Genomic DNA, 16,434 nt, shown 5'->3' on the forward strand with positions numbered 1-16,434 from the left:
TAGCATCGGATTGGGTATCGGATTGGGTATCGGATTGCCAGGAGCCTGGAGAACGCGTCGCGATATCGCAAACATGCCGCGCGTTTCAAGGCGCCGAAGCAGCCCGTGCGGGCGCGGCGGCCGAGGCCGCCACCGGTGCCGACGCCGCTTGAGGAGGAGCAGCAGGCGCGGCATCCGCCGCGCCGCTCGCGGCCGCTGCAGGCGCCGCGCCGGCGGCGCCCGTCGACTCGCCCGGATCTTCGTAGTTCGGCAGCCCGTTGTTCGAAGCCCCCGGCCCGCTCGATCCACCCTTCGCGCCCGAACCCGCGCCATCCGGCGAACCGCCCGACTCGCCCGGATCCTCGTAATTCGGCAGATTGTTGTTGCCCGGCTTGCCCTGTTTGCCCGATCCGCCAGCGGCCCCGGCAGCGCCAGCAGCAGCACCGGCGGCGGCACCGGCGGCCCCACCAGCAGCAGCCCCCACCGCACCTTCGGCGCCTTCAGCCCCCTCCGCGTCCGGATCGCCGTAATTCGGCAGCGGCGCATTATTGCTCTGCGAGCCGCGAATCAGCGATTGACGCTGCTGGCTGTACGCGTCGCGCACGAACGAATACGGGTCGAGCGCGGCCTGCTTGAGCAGGTCGGTGGCGCCGAGCAGGTCGGAGCGCGCGCTCACGAACTGCATGATGTAGAACGGGTTGCGCACTGCGGGCTGAAAGTAGTTGATGACGTTGAACTTCACGTCCACGCCCATGCCGATGCCGTCGCGCACGTCGCTCGGCCCGAACAGGGGCAGCACGAGGTACGGGCCGGCCGGCACGCCATAGTGGCCGAGCGTGAGGCCGAAGTCCTGATGGTGCTTCGGCAGCCCCGCGAGCGTGGCGAAGTCGATCAGGCCGCCCAGCCCGAAGGTCGAATTGATCGCCATCCGCATGAGGTCCTGGGTGGCGTCGGTGATCTTCAGTTGCAGCAGGTTGTTGGCGAAGTTGCTCGCGTCGCCGAGGTTCGAGAAGAAGTTCGTGATCGCCTGGCGCACCGGCTTCGGCGTCACCTTCTGATAGCCCTTCGCGATCGGCTGCGCGATGTAAGTGTCGAGTTTGTCGTTGAACGTGAAGATCGCGCGATTCGCGGGCTCGAACGGGTCGCCCGGCTTGCGGTCGGGGCCCGTGGCGCAGCCCGACGTCACGAGGAGCACCAGGCTCGCCGCCGCCATCGTGAGCGCGGTTGATTTTTTTTTCTTCATTGATCGATTCCCTGGATTTGCGCTCGTGCGCGCTTCTCGCGCGGCTTGCCCATCAGCACTGGCTGGAACACCACCGCGCCGATCAGCGTGCAAAACAGCGACAGCGCGAGCAGCTTGCCCATGCTCGAGGTGCCCGGATGGTGCGAAAGCCACAAGCTGCCGAATGCCGTAGCCGTGGTGGCGGCCGAGAACAGCACCGCGTGCGTGAGGCTCGACTGCAAGAGGCCGGTCTGCCCCGCGCGCCACGCCATCACGAAGTAGATTTTGAACGCGACGCCCACACCCAGCATCAGGGGAAGCGCGATGATGTTGGCGAAATTGAGTTGGATGCCGAACGCAACGCACAACTCCAGCGTCACGAGCGCCGACACCAGCAGCGGAATCAGCGTGCGCAGCACGTCGCTGAAGTTGCGCAGCGTGATCCACAGCAGCGCCGTGATGAGCAGCACCGACCAGCCCGCCGCCTGGAAGAACGCGAGGATGATCACGTTGGCCGAATGCAGGATCGAGATCGGGCCGCCGATCGCGCTCGGCTCGGCTTGCTTCACCGCATGCGCGAAGCGCGCGAGCATGGTGTCGTCGTTGGGGTCGACGCCGGCCGGCACGCGCGGCGCGATATCCACGATCGCCTGGCCCGTGACCGGCGAAATCCAGTCGTCGACCATCGTGCGCGGCAGGTTCTCGCGCGTGATGGGCGAAGGCTGCAAGAGGCGCGCGAGCTGCGCGAAGGCGAGCTTGAGCGGCAGGCTGAAGGCGGTTTCGGCGCGCTCGCGCATGGCGGCGTCGGCGTTCGCGAGCTTCTGGAGACTGTCCGAGAGGTGCTTGGCCTCGGCGGCGCCCGGTCCCGGGTGATCGCCGGCCGCGAGCGCGAGCTGGCGCGCGGTGCGCTTGAGCGTGTCCACGCGCACGGCGTCGGTGACGGGCGCGGACGGCTGTTGCGTAAGCGCGGGCAGCAGTTGCTGCGCGGCGCTCGCGATCAGCATGAGCTTTTGCTGCTGGTCGTCGGGGATCAGCGAGCTCAGCGTGGTGGCGCGGCTCACTTCGGGCAGCTTCGCGAGCTTCGCCGCAATTTTGTCCGCTTCCGCGAGATTGGGCGCGAGCGCGCTCACATCGTTGATCGAAATAACCGGCGAGTTCTTGAGCGCGATGAGCGTGGCCATCGACTCGGTATGCGGGTCTTTCAGATGCAGCGGATTGAAGTCGAAGCGCAGATGCAGCAGCAGCGGCGTCGCGCCCAGCACCACGATGAGCGTGGTGATCAGCACCGGCTTGCGATGCTCGGCAAGCCAGGTGTCCACCGGTGCGAGGAACGCGAAGCCCGGCGAGGCGCGCTCGCCCTTGGGGTTGAACACGCGGATGAGCGCCGGGAACACCGTCATGTTCGCGATGTACGCGACGAACATGCCCACGCCCGCGATCTGGCCGAGTTCGGAGAGGCCCTTGTAGGCGGTCGGCAGGAACGAAAAGAAGCTTTCGGCCACGGCGATGGCCGCGAGCGTGAGCGGCACGCCGATGGTGCGCGCGGTCTTGAGCAGCGCGGCGTCGAGGCGTTCATCCTGGAAGCGCTCCTCGCGGTACTTCACGCCGAACTGCACGCCGAAGTCGACCCCGAGGCCCACGAACAGCACCATGAACGCGACCGACAGCATGTTGAGCGAGCCGATCATCATGAGCCCGAGCGCGGCCGTGATGGCGAGGCCGATCACGAGCGTGACGAGCACCGCGCCGATCAGGCGGCCCGAGCGCAGCGCGAGCCAGAGGATCACGAGCACGACGATGGCCGTGACGATGCCGTTGAGCGCGGCGCCGTCCTGCACCGAGGCGAACTCCTCGTCGGCGAGCGGCTGCTCGCCGGTCAGGCGCACGCGCGCGCCGTATTCGGTGTCCAGATGCAGGCGCGCGGCAGTGTCGCGGATCGCCTGCGAGGCGCTCGCGCCGGCCTTGAGCGCCGCGAAATTCAGCACCGGCTGAACCGTGACGAAGGCAAACGCGGGCTTGGCGGCCGAATCCTTGTCGACGAGCGCGCGCCACGAGAACGCGGCGGGCTTGCCGGCGAGCACCTGGTCGACCACATTGGCGGCGCTGCCGAGCAGGGACGCCATTTGCGGCAGCTTTACCTGGCCGATCGTGAGCGGCAGTTGCAGCGTGGTCGTGAGCGTGCCGGCGAGCCCGGCGAGGCTCGGATCCTTCGCGAGCTGGTTCACGAGCGGGCGCGCCTGCACGAGCTGGCCCGTGGTGGAGAGCACGGTCTGGGTGGGCGGGAACAAGAGCCCGTTGTGCTCGAAGAACGGCCCGCCCGCGGGCTGCGAAACGGCGCTGAATTCGTGCGCATCCTGCTTGAGGGCTTTGGCGAGCTTATCGGCGGCGGCGTCGGCGAGTTCGGGCGCCTGCGCCTCGACCACCACGAGCAGCGACGAGCCGTGCTGCGGGAACGCCTTGTCCTTGGCGTCGCTGAGCGCGGCCCATTCGGCCTTGTTCTCGACGAGGCCGCTCACGTCCGTGTTGATCTTGAAATGCTTCACGACGTACACGCCGCTCACGGCGGCGAGAACGAGCGCGAATGCGATGACCCACGCCGCGCGGCGAACCGACCACGCGACGAGGTGGATGATGAATGGCTTCAGCATAGAGGCGAGGGGGCCTGGACGTTCGACTGTTCTTGATGAGAAGCGCTCAAGTATACCGGCCTCGCTCATCCCGGAGCGCCTTGCGCACGCTAGTCCGTGCGCCAAAGCCGTTATACTGGGTCGGTCGGGGCGGCATCGGGCCTGATGAGGCCGGTTCAACGTCGATCGGACGTTTGATCGGGTCTTTTCCGGGCCGCCGTGCCGGCGCCTGATATTCATTGTTCAAGAACGCTCAAGAACACGTATGAAACGCTATCTGACCGCATTTCTCGCCGCCGCTTTCCTGTCGGGCGTCTCTGGCGCCGCCCTGGCGCAATCCTCGCCGGACGCCGTCGTCAAGAGCGCGGTGGAAGGCACCGTGAAGGCTATGCAAGCCGACCCGCAGGCGCGCGGTGGGGACATGAACAAGATCACCAGCGTGGTCGAGACCCACTTCGTGCCGGCCACTGACTTCCAGCGCACCACGCGCATCGCGATCGGCAAGGCCTGGACCACGGCCACGCCGGAGCAGCAGCAAAAGCTCTATGAGCAATTTCAGCTCCTGCTCGTGAAGACCTACGCATCGTCGCTTTCGCAACTGCGCGACGCCCAGGTCACCTTCAAGTTCGTACCGTCCAACACGGGCGCGGGCGCGAAGGACACCGTCGTGCAGTCGCACGTGATCAGCAACGGCGGCGACGACGCCATCGACTATCGCCTCGAGCGCAGCGCCAACGGCTGGAAGATCTACGACATCAACATGATGGGTGCGTGGCTCATCCAGGTTTATCAGACCCAGTTCGCCGACCAGATCGCCAAGGGCGGCATCGACGGTCTCATCAAATATCTCATCGATCACAACGCGCGCGGCTAAAGCGGCGCGCGTTGCGCGGGAAGTACGTCTGAAGATACCCTCAGGCGCCTTCCCGCTTTCTGCGGTTCTCCACCGCGAATTTGATCAGTTCTGCCTGGCCTTCGATGTCGAGCTTGCGCTTGAGATTGAGCCGGTGCGTCTCCACCGTGCGCACCGATAGCCCGGCGCGCTGCGCGATCTGCTTGCTCGACAGGCCTTCGGCGAGCGCGTCGAGAATGTCGAGTTCGCGCGGCGTGAGGCGCTCGATGGGCGTTTCCTTCAGCGATGCCTGCAGCATGCGCACGCCCAGCCCCACACTGAAATACGTCTGCCCGGCCAGCACGGCCTCGATTGCGCGCACGATCTCGGTGGCCGGCGAATCCTTGAGCACATAGCCGCTCGCGCCCGCCCGCACCGCTTGCGCCACATATTCGACGTTGTCGTGCATCGAGAGCATCAGCACGCGGATCGCCGGAAAGCGCTCGTGAAAGATGCCCGCGAGCGCGATGCCATTCATGCCGGCCATGCCCACGTCCATCAGCGCGAGATCGGGCTCGAGCGCGGCGGCGAGCCCGATGGCCTCGTCGGCGTTGCCCGCCTCGCCCGCGACTTCGAGGCCCGGCACGGCTTCGAGGCGCGCCCGCAGGCCGTCGCGCACGAGCGGATGATCGTCGACGAGCACGAGGCGCGCCGGTTTGCCTGATTCGTTCATGGTGTGTTTCTTTTCTGTGCGTCGCCCTGGAGGCCGCGTGCTTTGGAGGACGCGCTAGCGGAGTGGATCGGCACCCAGGCGTCGACCACGGTGTGGCCCGGCTTCGAGCTGACCGAGAGCCGCCCGCCAAGCGGTTCGAGCCGCTCGCGCATGTTGCGCAGGCCCATGCCCGCGCGCGGATCGGCGAGCGCGTGCGCGACGTCGAAACCCCGGCCATTGTCGGCGATGGTGAGCGTCACGCCGTTGGGCGCGACATCGAGCGTGAGCGCGGCGCGCCGCGCGCCTGCGTGCTTCACGATGTTGGTGAGCGCTTCCTGGGCGATGCGGAACAGCACCGTGTTCACGGCGTCGGGCAAGGGCGCGGCGCCCGCGTTGGTGCCTGGATTCGTGCCCTGATTCGCGCCCTGATTCGCGCCGCCATCGCCATGCCCGGCGCCGGGCAACGCACCGGGCAACGCACCGGGTTTCACGCCCGATCTTGCGACCGATCTCGCACCTGATTGCGTGAAGCCGATCTCCATCTCCGATTCGCCAGCCAGCTCGCGCGTAAGCTGCTCGAGCGCGGCGGCGAGACCGAGATCGTCGAGCATCGCCGGGCGCAGCGCGTGCGAGATGCGGCGCACCTCGCGCAGCGTCTCCGAAAGCCGCGCGAGACCGGTCGAGAGCGACGCCTCCGCCGCGGGCACGCGCGCCTCGCCGCGCTCGAAGCGCGCGAGCGCCGACTCGAGCAGCAGCTTCGCGGAAACCAGCATCTGGCTGATGCCGTCGTGCAGCTCGCGCGAGAGGCGCGCCCGCTCCTGCTCCTGCGACTCCACCACTTGCTGCGCGAGGCGCTTGAGCTTCGCGTCGGTGCTGCGGTACTCGCTCACGTTGAGCACGAGCGCGCCGAGCGCGAACACGCCCACGCCCGCGAGCGCGATGATGCCGAGCCATTGCAGCGTGCGCTCGATGTTGGCCGAGGCGCGCTCGTCGGCGCGCGCGAGCGTGGACTCGACGTCGTCGAGATAGATGCCGGTGCCGACCATCCAGCCCCAGCGCGGCAGCGCGACGACATAGCCGAGCTTCGGCGCGAGCTTGCCCGTCGACGGCCGGTGCCACATGTAGCGCACGAAGCCGCCGCCGTGCGAAGCCGCCGTCACGAGCTGCTGAATCGTGAGTGCGCCTTGTGGGTCGCGCAGATTCCAGAGATCCTGGCCGACGAGGCCCGGCTCGCGCGGATGCATGAGCGAGCGGCCGTGCATGTCATAGACGAAGAAATAGCCGTCCGGGCCGAAGTCCATCTTCTGCAACACGGCGAGCGCGGCGCGCTGGCGGTCGGCGACGCTGCCAGCAATGCCCTCTGCGGCTCCTGCGGCGCGGCTCTCGCTGGCTTCGTACAGCGGCGCGATGGCGCTCGTCGCGAGTTCGACGTAGTGGCGCAGCTCGACTTCCTTGCTCGACAGATACGCCGCTTGCAGCGTGGCGTGCTGCGTGCGCGCGAGCGCGGTCGCCTGCTGCCGCACGCCGATGCCGATGCTGGCAATGGCGGCGAGAAACGGCACGACCGCGAGCAGGAAGATCTTCGTCTTCAGGCGGTCGTTGAAGAAAAATGGGGCGGGCATGGCGGCGTTCGGATACCAGGTGTGCAAGCATAACGGCTGCGCACGAAGTGCGGGGCGCACCTGAATTTTTCGAGATTGTGCTACGGGCGATGATGCGGCGGCGAACGAGGGCAGCACCGCTCCTGCCCTATCGCGCTGGCTGGGTTTCCCTGGGTTTCCCTCGGTTTCCCTTGGGTTTTCCTGTTCCGAGCGACCTTGAACCTGACGCACCATGACTCGACAGACCACACCGATCCGCCCTCTGCTCGCGAGCGTCGCCGCCTGCGCCGCGCTGTTGCTCAACGCCTGTGGCGGCGATTCCGAGGCCCGCACGATCACGCACACGGAGGTCGCCGTTCCGCAACTGATCGCCCATCGCGGCGGCACGGGCGACGCGCCCGAGAACACGATGATCGCCATTCGCACGGCGCTCGCGAATCGCGCCGACGCCATCTGGCTCACCGTGCAATTGAGCAGCGATGGCGTGCCGGTGCTCTACCGCCCCGCCGATCTCTCGGCGCTGACCGACGCGCGCGGCACGGTCGCTTCGAAGAGCGCCGCGGAGCTGGCGCGCATCAACGCGGGCTGGCAGTTCAAGACGCTCGACGCGTCCGGCCGTGAGGTCTACCCATACCGCAGCGCGCCCGTCGGCATTCCCACGCTTGCGGAGGCGCTCGCGGCGATTCCGCCGGACGTGCCCGTCATGCTCGACATGAAGGCCTTGCCCGCGCAGCCGCAGGCGGTTGCCGTGGCGCACGTGCTCGACCAGGCCGGCGCATGGGAGCGCGTGCAGATCTATTCGACCGATGCGAGCTACCAGCAGGCGTTTGCCGCGTGGCCGCGCGCGCGCCTGTTCGAGTCGCGCGACGCCACGCGCGGGCGGCTTGCCACGGCCGCGCTCGCGCATCGCTGCGAAGCGCCGCCGCCGGCGAATGCGTGGACTGGCTTCGAGTGGCGCCGCCAGGTCGATCTTGTCGAGCAGTTCACGCTGGGCGAAGCGCGTTCGACGGTGGCAGGCGCCACGCTCTGGTCGCCCGAGGCGGTCCAGTGCTTCCGCACGAACCCGGGCGTGCATATCGTGGCGATCGCCGTCAACAACGAAGCCGACTACCGCGCGGCGGCCTGCGCGGGCGTGGACGCGGTGCTGGCGGACTCTCCACGGCAGATGGCGCCGGTGCGCGAGGCCTTGCGCGCCGGCTACCCATGTCCTTGACGATGCACTACCCTACGTAGTTATACGTAGACTGCTTACGTAGTTGTCCGGTTGTGGCGCGCGGTGCGAAGGCGAATACTACGCCACCACCTGGCGCATTGCGCCATGCCGCGCGCCGTTCATGCATGACGGGTCGTGGTCCGAAGTGGGTATCGAAACCAACCATAAGACAGAGACAGGAGACGGCATGAGTCGGACAACCAGCCTGATCGTCTGGACGCTAGTCGCGCTGCTAGGCGCGTTCGCGTTCGGCACCATCGCACTCGCGCACGGCGAGCGCATCAGCGCACTGTGGATCGTGATCTGCGCGGTGTGCGTCTATCTGATCGCGTATCGCTTCTACAGCCGCTTCATCGCCACCGCCGTCGTGCAGCTCGACGGCCTGCGCATGACGCCGGCCGTGCGCCACAACGACGGGCTCGACTACGTGCCCACCAACAAGTACGTGCTGTTCGGCCACCACTTCGCGGCCATCGCGGGCGCGGGCCCGCTGGTGGGCCCGGTGCTGGCCGCGCAGATGGGCTACATGCCCGGCATGCTGTGGATTCTCGCGGGCGTGGTGTTCGCGGGTGCGGTGCAGGACTTCGTGGTGCTGTTCCTCTCCACGCGCCGCGACGGCCGCTCGCTGGGCGACCTCGTGAAGATGGAGCTCGGGCCCATCCCCGGCGTGATCGCGCTGTTCGGCACCTTCCTCATCATGATCATCATTCTCGCGGTGCTCGCGCTGATCGTGGTGAAGGCGCTCACGAACTCGCCGTGGGGCACGTTCACCGTGGCCGCCACCATTCCCATCGCGATCTTCATGGGCCTCTATGTGCGCTACATCCGCCCGGGCAAGATCGGCGAGATCTCGATCATCGGCTTCGTGCTGCTGATGGCCTCCATCGCGTTCGGCCAGCACGTGCATGATTCGCCCACGCTCGCGGCCATGTTCACGTTCACGGGCACGCAGCTCACGTGGATCCTGATCGGCTACGGCTTCGTGGCTTCGGTGCTGCCGATCTGGCTGTTGCTCGCGCCGCGCGATTACCTCTCGACGTTCCTGAAGATCGGCACGATTCTCGCGCTCGCGATCGGCATTCTGATCGTCGCGCCGGAACTGAAGATGCCGGCCTTCACGAAGTTCATCGACGGCACCGGCCCGGTCTGGTCGGGCAACCTGTTCCCGTTCCTCTTCATCACGATCGCGTGCGGCTCGGTCTCGGGCTTCCATGCGCTGATCTCGTCGGGCACCACGCCCAAGATGCTCGATAACGAAACCAACGCGCGCTTCATCGGCTATGGCGCGATGCTGATGGAATCGTTCGTCGCGATCATGGCGCTGGTGGCCGCTTCGGTGATCGAGCCGGGCGTGTACTTCGCGATGAACGCGCCGCTCGCCGTGCTCGGCACGACGCCGGACGCCGTCGCGCAAACCGTGGGCCAGTGGGGCTTCGCGCTTACGCCGGACATGCTCACGCACACCGCGCAAGCCGTGGGCGAGACCACCATCATCGCGCGCGCGGGCGGCGCGCCCACGCTGGCCGTGGGCATGGCGCAGATCCTGCACCAGGTGATCGGCGGCGAGGCGATGATGGCGTTCTGGTATCACTTCGCGATCCTGTTCGAAGCGCTGTTCATCCTGACCGCCGTCGATGCGGGCACGCGCGCGGGCCGCTTCATGCTGCAGGACTTGCTCGGCACCTTCCACCCGTCGCTCAAGCGCACGGATTCGCTGGTCGCGAACCTGATCGCCACCGCCTTGTGCGTGGCCGCGTGGGGCTACTTCCTGTATCAGGGCGTGGTCGATCCGCTCGGCGGCATCAACACGCTGTGGCCGCTCTTCGGCATCTCGAATCAGATGCTCGCCGGCATTGCGCTGATGCTCGCGACGGTCGTGCTCTTTAAGATGAAGCGCGAGAAGTTCGCATGGGTCACGGCAGTGCCCACGCTCTGGCTGCTGATCTGCACGCTCACGGCCGGTTGGCAGAAGATTTTCGACAGCAACCCGAAGGTGAGCTTCGTTGCGCACGCACAGAAACTCTCGGCGGCGCTTGCCGACGGCAAGGTCCTCGCGCCCGCGAAATCGGCCGAGCAGATGCAGCGCATGATCTTCAACGACTACGTAGACGCGGCGCTGTCCGGCCTGTTCATCTTCGTGGTGGCGAGCATCGTGGTGTACGGGCTGATTGCGATTGCGCGCGCCCGCCGCAGCGACCGCCCGACTGCGCAGGAAACGCCGTACGAGGCGATGCCGGCAGTTGGCGCGACTATCGCGGCGCGCCAAGGCGTGCACTAAGGCACGAGCCAGAAGGAGCGCATCATGTTCTCGGGACTTCGCGACAACGTGCAGACGGCGGGCCGCTATCTGGGCCAGGCCATGCGCCTGATGGTCGGGCTGCCGGACTACGAGGGCTACGTCGAGCACATGCGCGCGACGCATCCCGACCGGCCGGTGATGACGTATGAAGAGTTTTTCCGCGAGCGGCAGAACGCGCGCTATGGTTCGGGCGCGGGAAAATGCTGCTGAAGACCGGCTGAGCGGATACGCCTGGTACACAGTACGAGGCGGAATTCGATGAAAGGCACGATGGCGGGAGCTATCGTGCCTTTTTTACGTCGGGTGCGGTTTGTTCGATACTGTTCACCAGCAAGCCGATTGCCGCCTGCGCGGCGGCGCCTTCGTTTTGCAGGAGGTGGCAGCGATGAGTGCCTTTGAATCTGTTTTGATGCGATCGTTTGGCCGGCCCAGCGGCATCCTCGGCTGGCTCGGCGGAAAGCTCATGGCCAGCATGAACAAGCCGTGCGCGGCGTGGGTTATTGGCCTACTCGATATCCGGGCGCCCGATCGCGTGCTGGAAATCGGGTTTGGGCCCGGCGTGGGGATTCAGCTTCTCGTCGAGACGGCGATGCCCGCGCATGTCGACGGTATCGACGCATCGCAGGAAATGCTGAAGCAGGCCGCGGCACGCAATGCCGCGGCCATTGGCGACGGCAAGGTCAATTTGCGTCTGGGCCCGGTGGAGAGTTTGCCGTTCGACAACGACACCTTCGACAAGATACTCACGATCAACTCCATGCAGATCTGGCCGGACCCGGAGGCCGCCCTGGCGGAAATACGGCGTGTGCTGAAAGCTGGCGGAACCATCGCGCTGGGCTTCACGATCTATTCGGGCCAAAAGCCGGGCGGTCTGGTTGAACGCCTGGCGGCGGCCGGATTCTCCGAGGAGAGGCTTGTCGAGACTGACAAGGCCTTTTGCGTGCTCGCCGTCAAACCCCATCAAACCTTAATGCGCCCCTGTTAAATCCATTCAACTCCCTCCACACCTCGCCGTTAACCCGAACGACATCACTCACCAATTCGACGCGTCGCACAAAGAAATCTCTCATGATCCTGCCCCGACTGGGCGCCGCATGGCTGGCGCTCATCCTCACCGCAACGGTTGCGCCCGTTTGCGAAGCACAATACACGACCGACTGGGTGGCCAACACCTACGGCACCACCACGACGCGCGTGGGCAACGTGGCCCGCTCGATGTGGGTCGCGCCCGAAGGCGTGATTTACACCGCGTCGATGTGGGACGAAAACGAAGGCGGCGTGGCCATTTATCAGAACGGCCAGAGCGCAGGCTCGATTGGCGGGCACGCCGATTTCCAGGGCGGAGCGATCACGGGCAACGCCACCTCGCTGTTCGTCGCGATGCAGTACAACGCGAGCTACGGCAGCGGCAGCGTCGGGCGATATAACCGCTCGAGCGGCGCGCGCGATCTGCTCATCGGCGTGAGCGCCGCCACAACCGAGAAGCTCGCCGATGTCGTCACCGGGCTCGCGACCTCGGGCTCGCTGCTCTACGCCAGCGACTTTCCCGGCAACCGCGTGCGCGTGTACACCACGGCCGGCGTCTGGCAAAACGACATCGGCGTGGCGGGGCCGGGCGCGCTGGCGCTGGACGCGCTCGGCAATCTTTGGGTCGCGCAACAGAGCGCGGGTGCGGTGCTCGAGTTCAGCCCCAGCGGCCAGCTTCTGAATACTATTCAGCTGGCTTCCGGCGCGCGGCCGTCGTCGCTGTATTTCGATGCGCAGAACGCACAGTTGATGATCGGCGACTCCGGCCCCGACATGAACATCAAGATCTACAACGTTACGGGCGCGCCTGCTTTCGCGGGCACCTTCGGCGTACAAGGCGGCTATCTCGACACGACCACCGGCATCAAGGGCCAGGTGGGCGCCAAACGTTTCACGCGCGTGGCGGGCATCGGCAAGGATTCAGCGGGCACGCTATACGTGCTGAACAATCCGTGGGGCGGTTCATGGGATCTCGGCCGCAACGGCGGCACCGATCTTCACGCGTACGATGGCACGGGCAATCTGCGCTGGGTGCTTCAGTCGCTCAACTTCGAAGGCAACGGTGCGCCCGACCCGGCCACCGACGGCGCGCGCTTCTACGGCGGCATGAACATCTACGCGGGTACGGCAGGCGGCAGCTTCGTGGCCAACACGATCGACCCCGTTACCTACCCGAACGACCCGCGCATCAATCCCGCCGATCCCGCGCGCGGCGAACATTTCGCACAACTTGCGAGCGTGAACGGGCAGCGCATTCTCGTGGCCGCCGGCCAGAACCCCGATACCTTCTACTTGTTTCACTTCAACGCGGCGAGCGGCTATATCGCCATTCCCGACTACACGCTGCCGGGACCGGCATTCAATACGACGGCGCCGGTGCGCAATGGCTTTTGTATCGACGGCAAGGGCGATCTCTGGGTGGGGCTCGACAAGACCAACGTGATTTCCCACTACCCGCTGAGCGGCTTCGATGCGAGCGGCAAGCCGCTCTGGGGCGCCGCGATCGCCACGCCGATCCCGAGCACGATCGGACGCCTCACGCGCATCATCTACCTGGCCGAAAGCGACACGATGATCCTCGCGGGCATTACCGGCAGCACCGACTGGACCGCCGTGGGCTCGCGCGTGGAGGTCTATCACGGCTGGCTCGCGGGCAATACGGGCGCGCCGGCTCCGGTGATCAACCTCACGAGCGCGAATCCCAAGTCGATCGCGGCCGCCGGCAACGAGCTGTTCGTGGGCTATGTGCACACCGTGCCCAATATCGATGCCTTCAACCTCGCCACGGGCGCGCTCGACACCACGCTCATCAACAGCAGCGCGAGCACGGTCTACGTGGGCAACGACGTGGATTCGATGTATGGCTTGCGCGCGTATCTCCGCGCGAACGGCGAGTATGTGGTGACCAAGGACAACTACAACGGCACGAGCGTCGTGGTGTACCGCTGGGCGCCGCCAGCGACCGCCACGGCAATGACCGCGACCCGCGCGAGCACGACTACGCGTACGAGCGCGACCGTGACCACGACCATGGCGAAGGCGATGAAAGCGGCGAAGGCGCTGCTGGTTTCGCCCTTCGGCGCGAAGTCGAAGTGACCGAAGTGAAAGCGGCGCCGCGCCGCCGTGATGCGGCGAACTATTCCGGCGATGACACGCACGCCGCTCGCTTCGCTTTCTGATCGTCGCACCAGGCCTGCCACATTTGCCGATACGCGCCTTCGATACTCTCGGCAAAGCGCGGCGCATCCATGAGCGGCGACGCTTCCATGCGCGCGCGCAGCCCCGCGCGCAACGCGGCCAGACGCGGCAGATCGTGCGCGAGTTCGACGGCGATGCGCACGAAGTCTTCGTCGGTGTGCGCGACGAGTTCGGGCGTGCCGAGATTCGCCGCGATGCTCAAGCCGCCCCGGCTCGCCGCCGAGCGGCCCGTGCGCGTGACGACGGGCACGCCCATCCACGACGCGTCGAGGCTCGTGGTGTGGCCGTTATACGGAAACGAGTCGAGCGCCATGTCGATGCGGTGGTACGTCTCCAGATACTGGCGGCGCGTCTGGTGGCCGACGAACGCCACGCGCTCCGCGTCGATGCCCAACGCCTGCGCGCGCGCCTTGAGCCGCTCGCGCGGCGCGCCCGGCGGCGCGAGCAGCAGCAGCCGCGAGTGCGGCACGGCGGCTAGCACACGGCTCCACAGGCGCAGCGCGTGGTCGCTGATCTTGGCTGGATTGTTCAGGCAGCCGAAGCTGAACGGCGCGCCGCCCGCCGCCGGCAACGCGTTGACTTCGAGTCCTGCGATCTGCGCGTCGTAGCACCAGAACGCATCGGGCAGGCGCAGCGAGCGCTCGCTGTAGAGCGCGTCGCGGCCGGGTTCGCCGATGGGGTCGAGCCACGGGTCGGTGAGCCGGTAGTCCATCGCCGCGCTGCCGGTCGTACCCGGATACGCGAGCCACGCGACCTGCACCGGCGCGGGCCGCCGCGCGAACAGCAGGCGCCGCCCACCGGCCATGTGCATCGTGAGGTCGACGAGGATGTCGATGCGGTCCTCGCGGATTCGCCGCGCGAGCGCGGCGTCGTCGAGCGCGTGCACGTCGCGCCAGACATCGACGAGGCTTTTGAGGTGCTGCGTCAGGGCGTCTGGCTTCGGGACGCTCGCATAGCAGACGATCTCGAACGCCGCGCGGTCATGATGCGAGAGCAGCGGCGTCGTGAAAAGAGCCTGGCAATGCGAACGAAAATCGGGCGAGACATAGCCGATGCGCAAGCGCCGTGCGGGCGCGCGATCGTTGGCGTGCGGCGGCTGCGCGTGCGCCGCTTCGAGCAGCGGCGACTCGTAGCGCGCTGCGAAACGTCGGCATTCGTCGAGCAGCACCTGCGGGTCGTCGGTCTGGAAGGCGAGCGCGAAGATCAGATCGCCATGCGCGACGACGGGGTCGCGGTTGCTGTCGCCGTTGCCTGCGGGGTCTTGCGTTGCCGAGAGCGCCACCGCCCTCCGGTACGAAGCGGCCGATTCGTCGAGCCGCCCCATCTCCAGCAGCACGTTGCCGAGCGCCGCGTGTCCGGCCGGGTCAACGGGGTCCAGTTCGATCGCGCGATGCAGCGCGGCTTCGGCTTCGCCCAGCCGCTCGTCCTTCAGCACGAGGCCGAGGTGATGCCACGCGAGCCGGTGGTCGGGCTGCAGCGCAACGGCGCGGCGCAAAGCATCGGCGGCCTCGTCGGGATGCGTGACGCCGATCAGCGTGCCGAGGTTGTAATGCGCGTCCGCGAGGCTGGGGTCGAGCGCGATGGCCGTGCGGGCCGCCGCTTCGGCCTGCCCGGGTTCCGTCTTCGCCAGCAGGTGCGAGAGGCTGACCCAGGCGACGGCGAAATCCGGCCTGATCGCCACCGCGCGCCGCAAGGCCTGCGCCGCTTCGTCGGGGCGGTGGTCGCAGAGCAGGTTGCCGAGGTTGAAGTGCGCGGCGGCAAGCTCGGGGTTCAGCTCGATCGCGCGGCGCAGCGTGGCTTCGGCTTCGTCGGGGTGCGGCGCGGATAGCAGTTGCCCGAGACGGTTCCACGCGGGCGCGAAGTCCGGGTCGAGTTCGAGCGCGCGGCGCAGCGCAGCCTCGGCGGCTGCGGCGTCGTCTGGTTGCATCGATGCGAGCAGCGTGCCGAGGTTGAAATGCGCGTGCATGAAATCGGGGCGCAGCGCGATCGCTTGCTCGAACGCCGCGCGCGCCTGCTCGGGCTGTGTCGTGCGCAGCAGATTGCCGAGGTTGTTGTGCGCTTCCGCGAGCGCCGGATCGAGGCAGATGGCCGCGCGCAGGTGGGCGTCGGCTTGCGCGGCGTCGTCGGGGCCGAAGGTGTTGGCCAGGTAGAAGTGCGCGGCGGCCAGCGTGGGATCGAGCGCCAGCGCCCGGCGCAGCGCGGCGCGCGTGTCGTCGACGCGGCCTTGTGAGCGCAACGCATTGGCGAGATCGACGAGGCGCTGCGCATCCTGGTGCTGCGCGAGCGCCTCGCGCAGCAGCGCTTCGGCCTCGGCCGCGCGGCCTTGCTGGTGGGCGATCAGGGTGCGCAGATGCAGCGCTTGCGCGTGGCCCGGCGACTGCGCGAGCAAGGCGCGGCAGTGCTGCTCGGCCACGGCCGGCTGCCCGGTGCGCCAGGCGGCGAGGGCGTCGTCGTAAAGTGAAGACATGATGGCGATCGGCGGGGCCGGCCGCGCGCGCGGACGCATCGCGGGACCGGGCGCGGCGTCCGGTGAATGGGAAACCCGGTATTGTGGCCGCGTCGCCATCCCGAAAACGCCTGCTCTCGCGCCCCTGCGATCTGCCGCAACAAAAACAGAAAGGGCGCAACGGTATGAACCGTTGCGCCCTTTCTTGCGCCCTTTTGAGCACCGTGCAAAGGCTGCTGTCCTTACGGGCGGCAGCCTTCCCGGTTATCGTCGCGTCG

At 67.1% G+C, this 16,434-nt stretch carries 11 protein-coding genes; 6 read left to right on the top strand and 5 right to left on the bottom strand.

Going from position 1 to position 16,434, the window contains the following annotated elements; all coding sequences use genetic code 11:
* Nucleotides 1-85 precede the first annotated feature (85 nt).
* A complete protein-coding gene (locus tag NH14_RS00950; protein WP_035528175.1) occupies nucleotides 86-1,222 on the bottom strand; it encodes an MlaA family lipoprotein in 1,137 nt (378 codons plus the stop codon).
* Nucleotides 1,219-3,849 carry a hopanoid transporter HpnN gene (gene hpnN, locus NH14_RS00955; RefSeq protein ID WP_035528172.1) on the bottom strand — a complete coding sequence of 877 codons (2,631 nt, stop codon included), beginning with the start codon at nucleotides 3,847-3,849 and terminating at the stop codon, nucleotides 1,219-1,221. The genes NH14_RS00950 and hpnN overlap by 4 nt, the downstream gene beginning before the upstream one ends.
* Nucleotides 3,850-4,093: 244 nt before the next feature.
* On the opposite strand from hpnN, the gene NH14_RS00960 reads away from it, so the two are divergent.
* Nucleotides 4,094-4,702: an MlaC/ttg2D family ABC transporter substrate-binding protein gene (locus tag NH14_RS00960; RefSeq protein ID WP_035528169.1), complete on the top strand. Its 609-nt coding sequence runs from the start codon at nucleotides 4,094-4,096 to the stop codon at nucleotides 4,700-4,702.
* Between the two features lie 40 nt (nucleotides 4,703-4,742).
* On the opposite strand, the gene NH14_RS00965 is transcribed toward NH14_RS00960, so the two are convergent.
* Together NH14_RS00965 and NH14_RS00970 are read right to left on the bottom strand one after the other, a co-directional pair.
* Nucleotides 4,743-5,393 carry a response regulator gene (locus tag NH14_RS00965; protein ID WP_035528166.1) on the bottom strand — a complete coding sequence of 217 codons (651 nt, stop codon included), beginning with the start codon at nucleotides 5,391-5,393 and terminating at the stop codon, nucleotides 4,743-4,745.
* Nucleotides 5,390-6,994 (bottom strand): cache domain-containing protein, encoded by a 1,605-nt coding sequence (locus tag NH14_RS00970; protein WP_052148124.1) that lies wholly within the window; start codon nucleotides 6,992-6,994, stop codon nucleotides 5,390-5,392. Before NH14_RS00970 ends, NH14_RS00965 begins: the two co-directional genes overlap by 4 nt.
* Before the next feature lie 211 nt (nucleotides 6,995-7,205).
* On the opposite strand from NH14_RS00970, the gene NH14_RS00975 reads away from it, so the two are divergent.
* The 5 genes from NH14_RS00975 (at nucleotide 7,206) to NH14_RS00995 (ending at nucleotide 13,608) form a co-directional block, all read left to right on the top strand.
* Entirely contained in the window at nucleotides 7,206-8,186 is a 981-nt protein-coding gene (locus tag NH14_RS00975) for a glycerophosphodiester phosphodiesterase family protein (RefSeq protein WP_035528163.1), read from the top strand.
* A gap of 187 nt (nucleotides 8,187-8,373) precedes the next feature.
* Complete coding sequence (locus NH14_RS00980; RefSeq protein ID WP_035528160.1) at nucleotides 8,374-10,464, top strand: carbon starvation CstA family protein; 2,091 nt, start codon at nucleotides 8,374-8,376, stop codon at nucleotides 10,462-10,464.
* 24 nt (nucleotides 10,465-10,488) lie between these two features.
* Nucleotides 10,489-10,695, top strand: a complete 207-nt coding sequence (locus NH14_RS00985) for a YbdD/YjiX family protein (protein WP_035528156.1) — start codon at nucleotides 10,489-10,491, stop codon at nucleotides 10,693-10,695.
* A gap of 100 nt (nucleotides 10,696-10,795) precedes the next feature.
* Complete coding sequence (locus NH14_RS00990) at nucleotides 10,796-11,470, top strand: class I SAM-dependent methyltransferase (protein WP_237179492.1); 675 nt, start codon at nucleotides 10,796-10,798, stop codon at nucleotides 11,468-11,470.
* A gap of 83 nt (nucleotides 11,471-11,553) precedes the next feature.
* Entirely contained in the window at nucleotides 11,554-13,608 is a 2,055-nt protein-coding gene (locus tag NH14_RS00995; protein WP_152617167.1) for an SMP-30/gluconolactonase/LRE family protein, read from the top strand.
* Between the two features lie 40 nt (nucleotides 13,609-13,648).
* Here NH14_RS00995 and NH14_RS01000 read toward each other — a convergent pair whose 3' ends face one another.
* On the bottom strand, nucleotides 13,649-16,177 hold the full coding sequence (locus NH14_RS01000) for a tetratricopeptide repeat protein (RefSeq protein ID WP_161790849.1): 2,529 nt from the start codon (nucleotides 16,175-16,177) through the stop codon (nucleotides 13,649-13,651).
* Nucleotides 16,178-16,434: the final 257 nt, after the last annotated feature.

Origin of the sequence: Paraburkholderia sacchari (assembly GCF_000785435.2) — a bacterium.
Taxonomy (GTDB): domain Bacteria; phylum Pseudomonadota; class Gammaproteobacteria; order Burkholderiales; family Burkholderiaceae; genus Paraburkholderia; species Paraburkholderia sacchari.

Bases quoted from the DNA above. Each gene is read 5' to 3' on its own strand.
- NH14_RS00950 (WP_035528175.1), bottom strand. From the start codon at position 1,222: ATGAAGAAAAAAAAATCAACCGCGCTCACGATGGCGGCGGCGAGCCTG.
- hpnN (WP_035528172.1), bottom strand. From the start codon at position 3,849: ATGCTGAAGCCATTCATCATCCACCTCGTCGCGTGGTCGGTTCGCCGC.
- NH14_RS00960 (WP_035528169.1), top strand. From the start codon at position 4,094: ATGAAACGCTATCTGACCGCATTTCTCGCCGCCGCTTTCCTGTCGGGC.
- NH14_RS00965 (WP_035528166.1), bottom strand. From the start codon at position 5,393: ATGAACGAATCAGGCAAACCGGCGCGCCTCGTGCTCGTCGACGATCAT.
- NH14_RS00970 (WP_052148124.1), bottom strand. From the start codon at position 6,994: ATGCCCGCCCCATTTTTCTTCAACGACCGCCTGAAGACGAAGATCTTC.
- NH14_RS00975 (WP_035528163.1), top strand. From the start codon at position 7,206: ATGACTCGACAGACCACACCGATCCGCCCTCTGCTCGCGAGCGTCGCC.
- NH14_RS00980 (WP_035528160.1), top strand. From the start codon at position 8,374: ATGAGTCGGACAACCAGCCTGATCGTCTGGACGCTAGTCGCGCTGCTA.
- NH14_RS00985 (WP_035528156.1), top strand. From the start codon at position 10,489: ATGTTCTCGGGACTTCGCGACAACGTGCAGACGGCGGGCCGCTATCTG.
- NH14_RS00995 (WP_152617167.1), top strand. From the start codon at position 11,554: ATGATCCTGCCCCGACTGGGCGCCGCATGGCTGGCGCTCATCCTCACC.
- NH14_RS01000 (WP_161790849.1), bottom strand. From the start codon at position 16,177: ATGTCTTCACTTTACGACGACGCCCTCGCCGCCTGGCGCACCGGGCAG.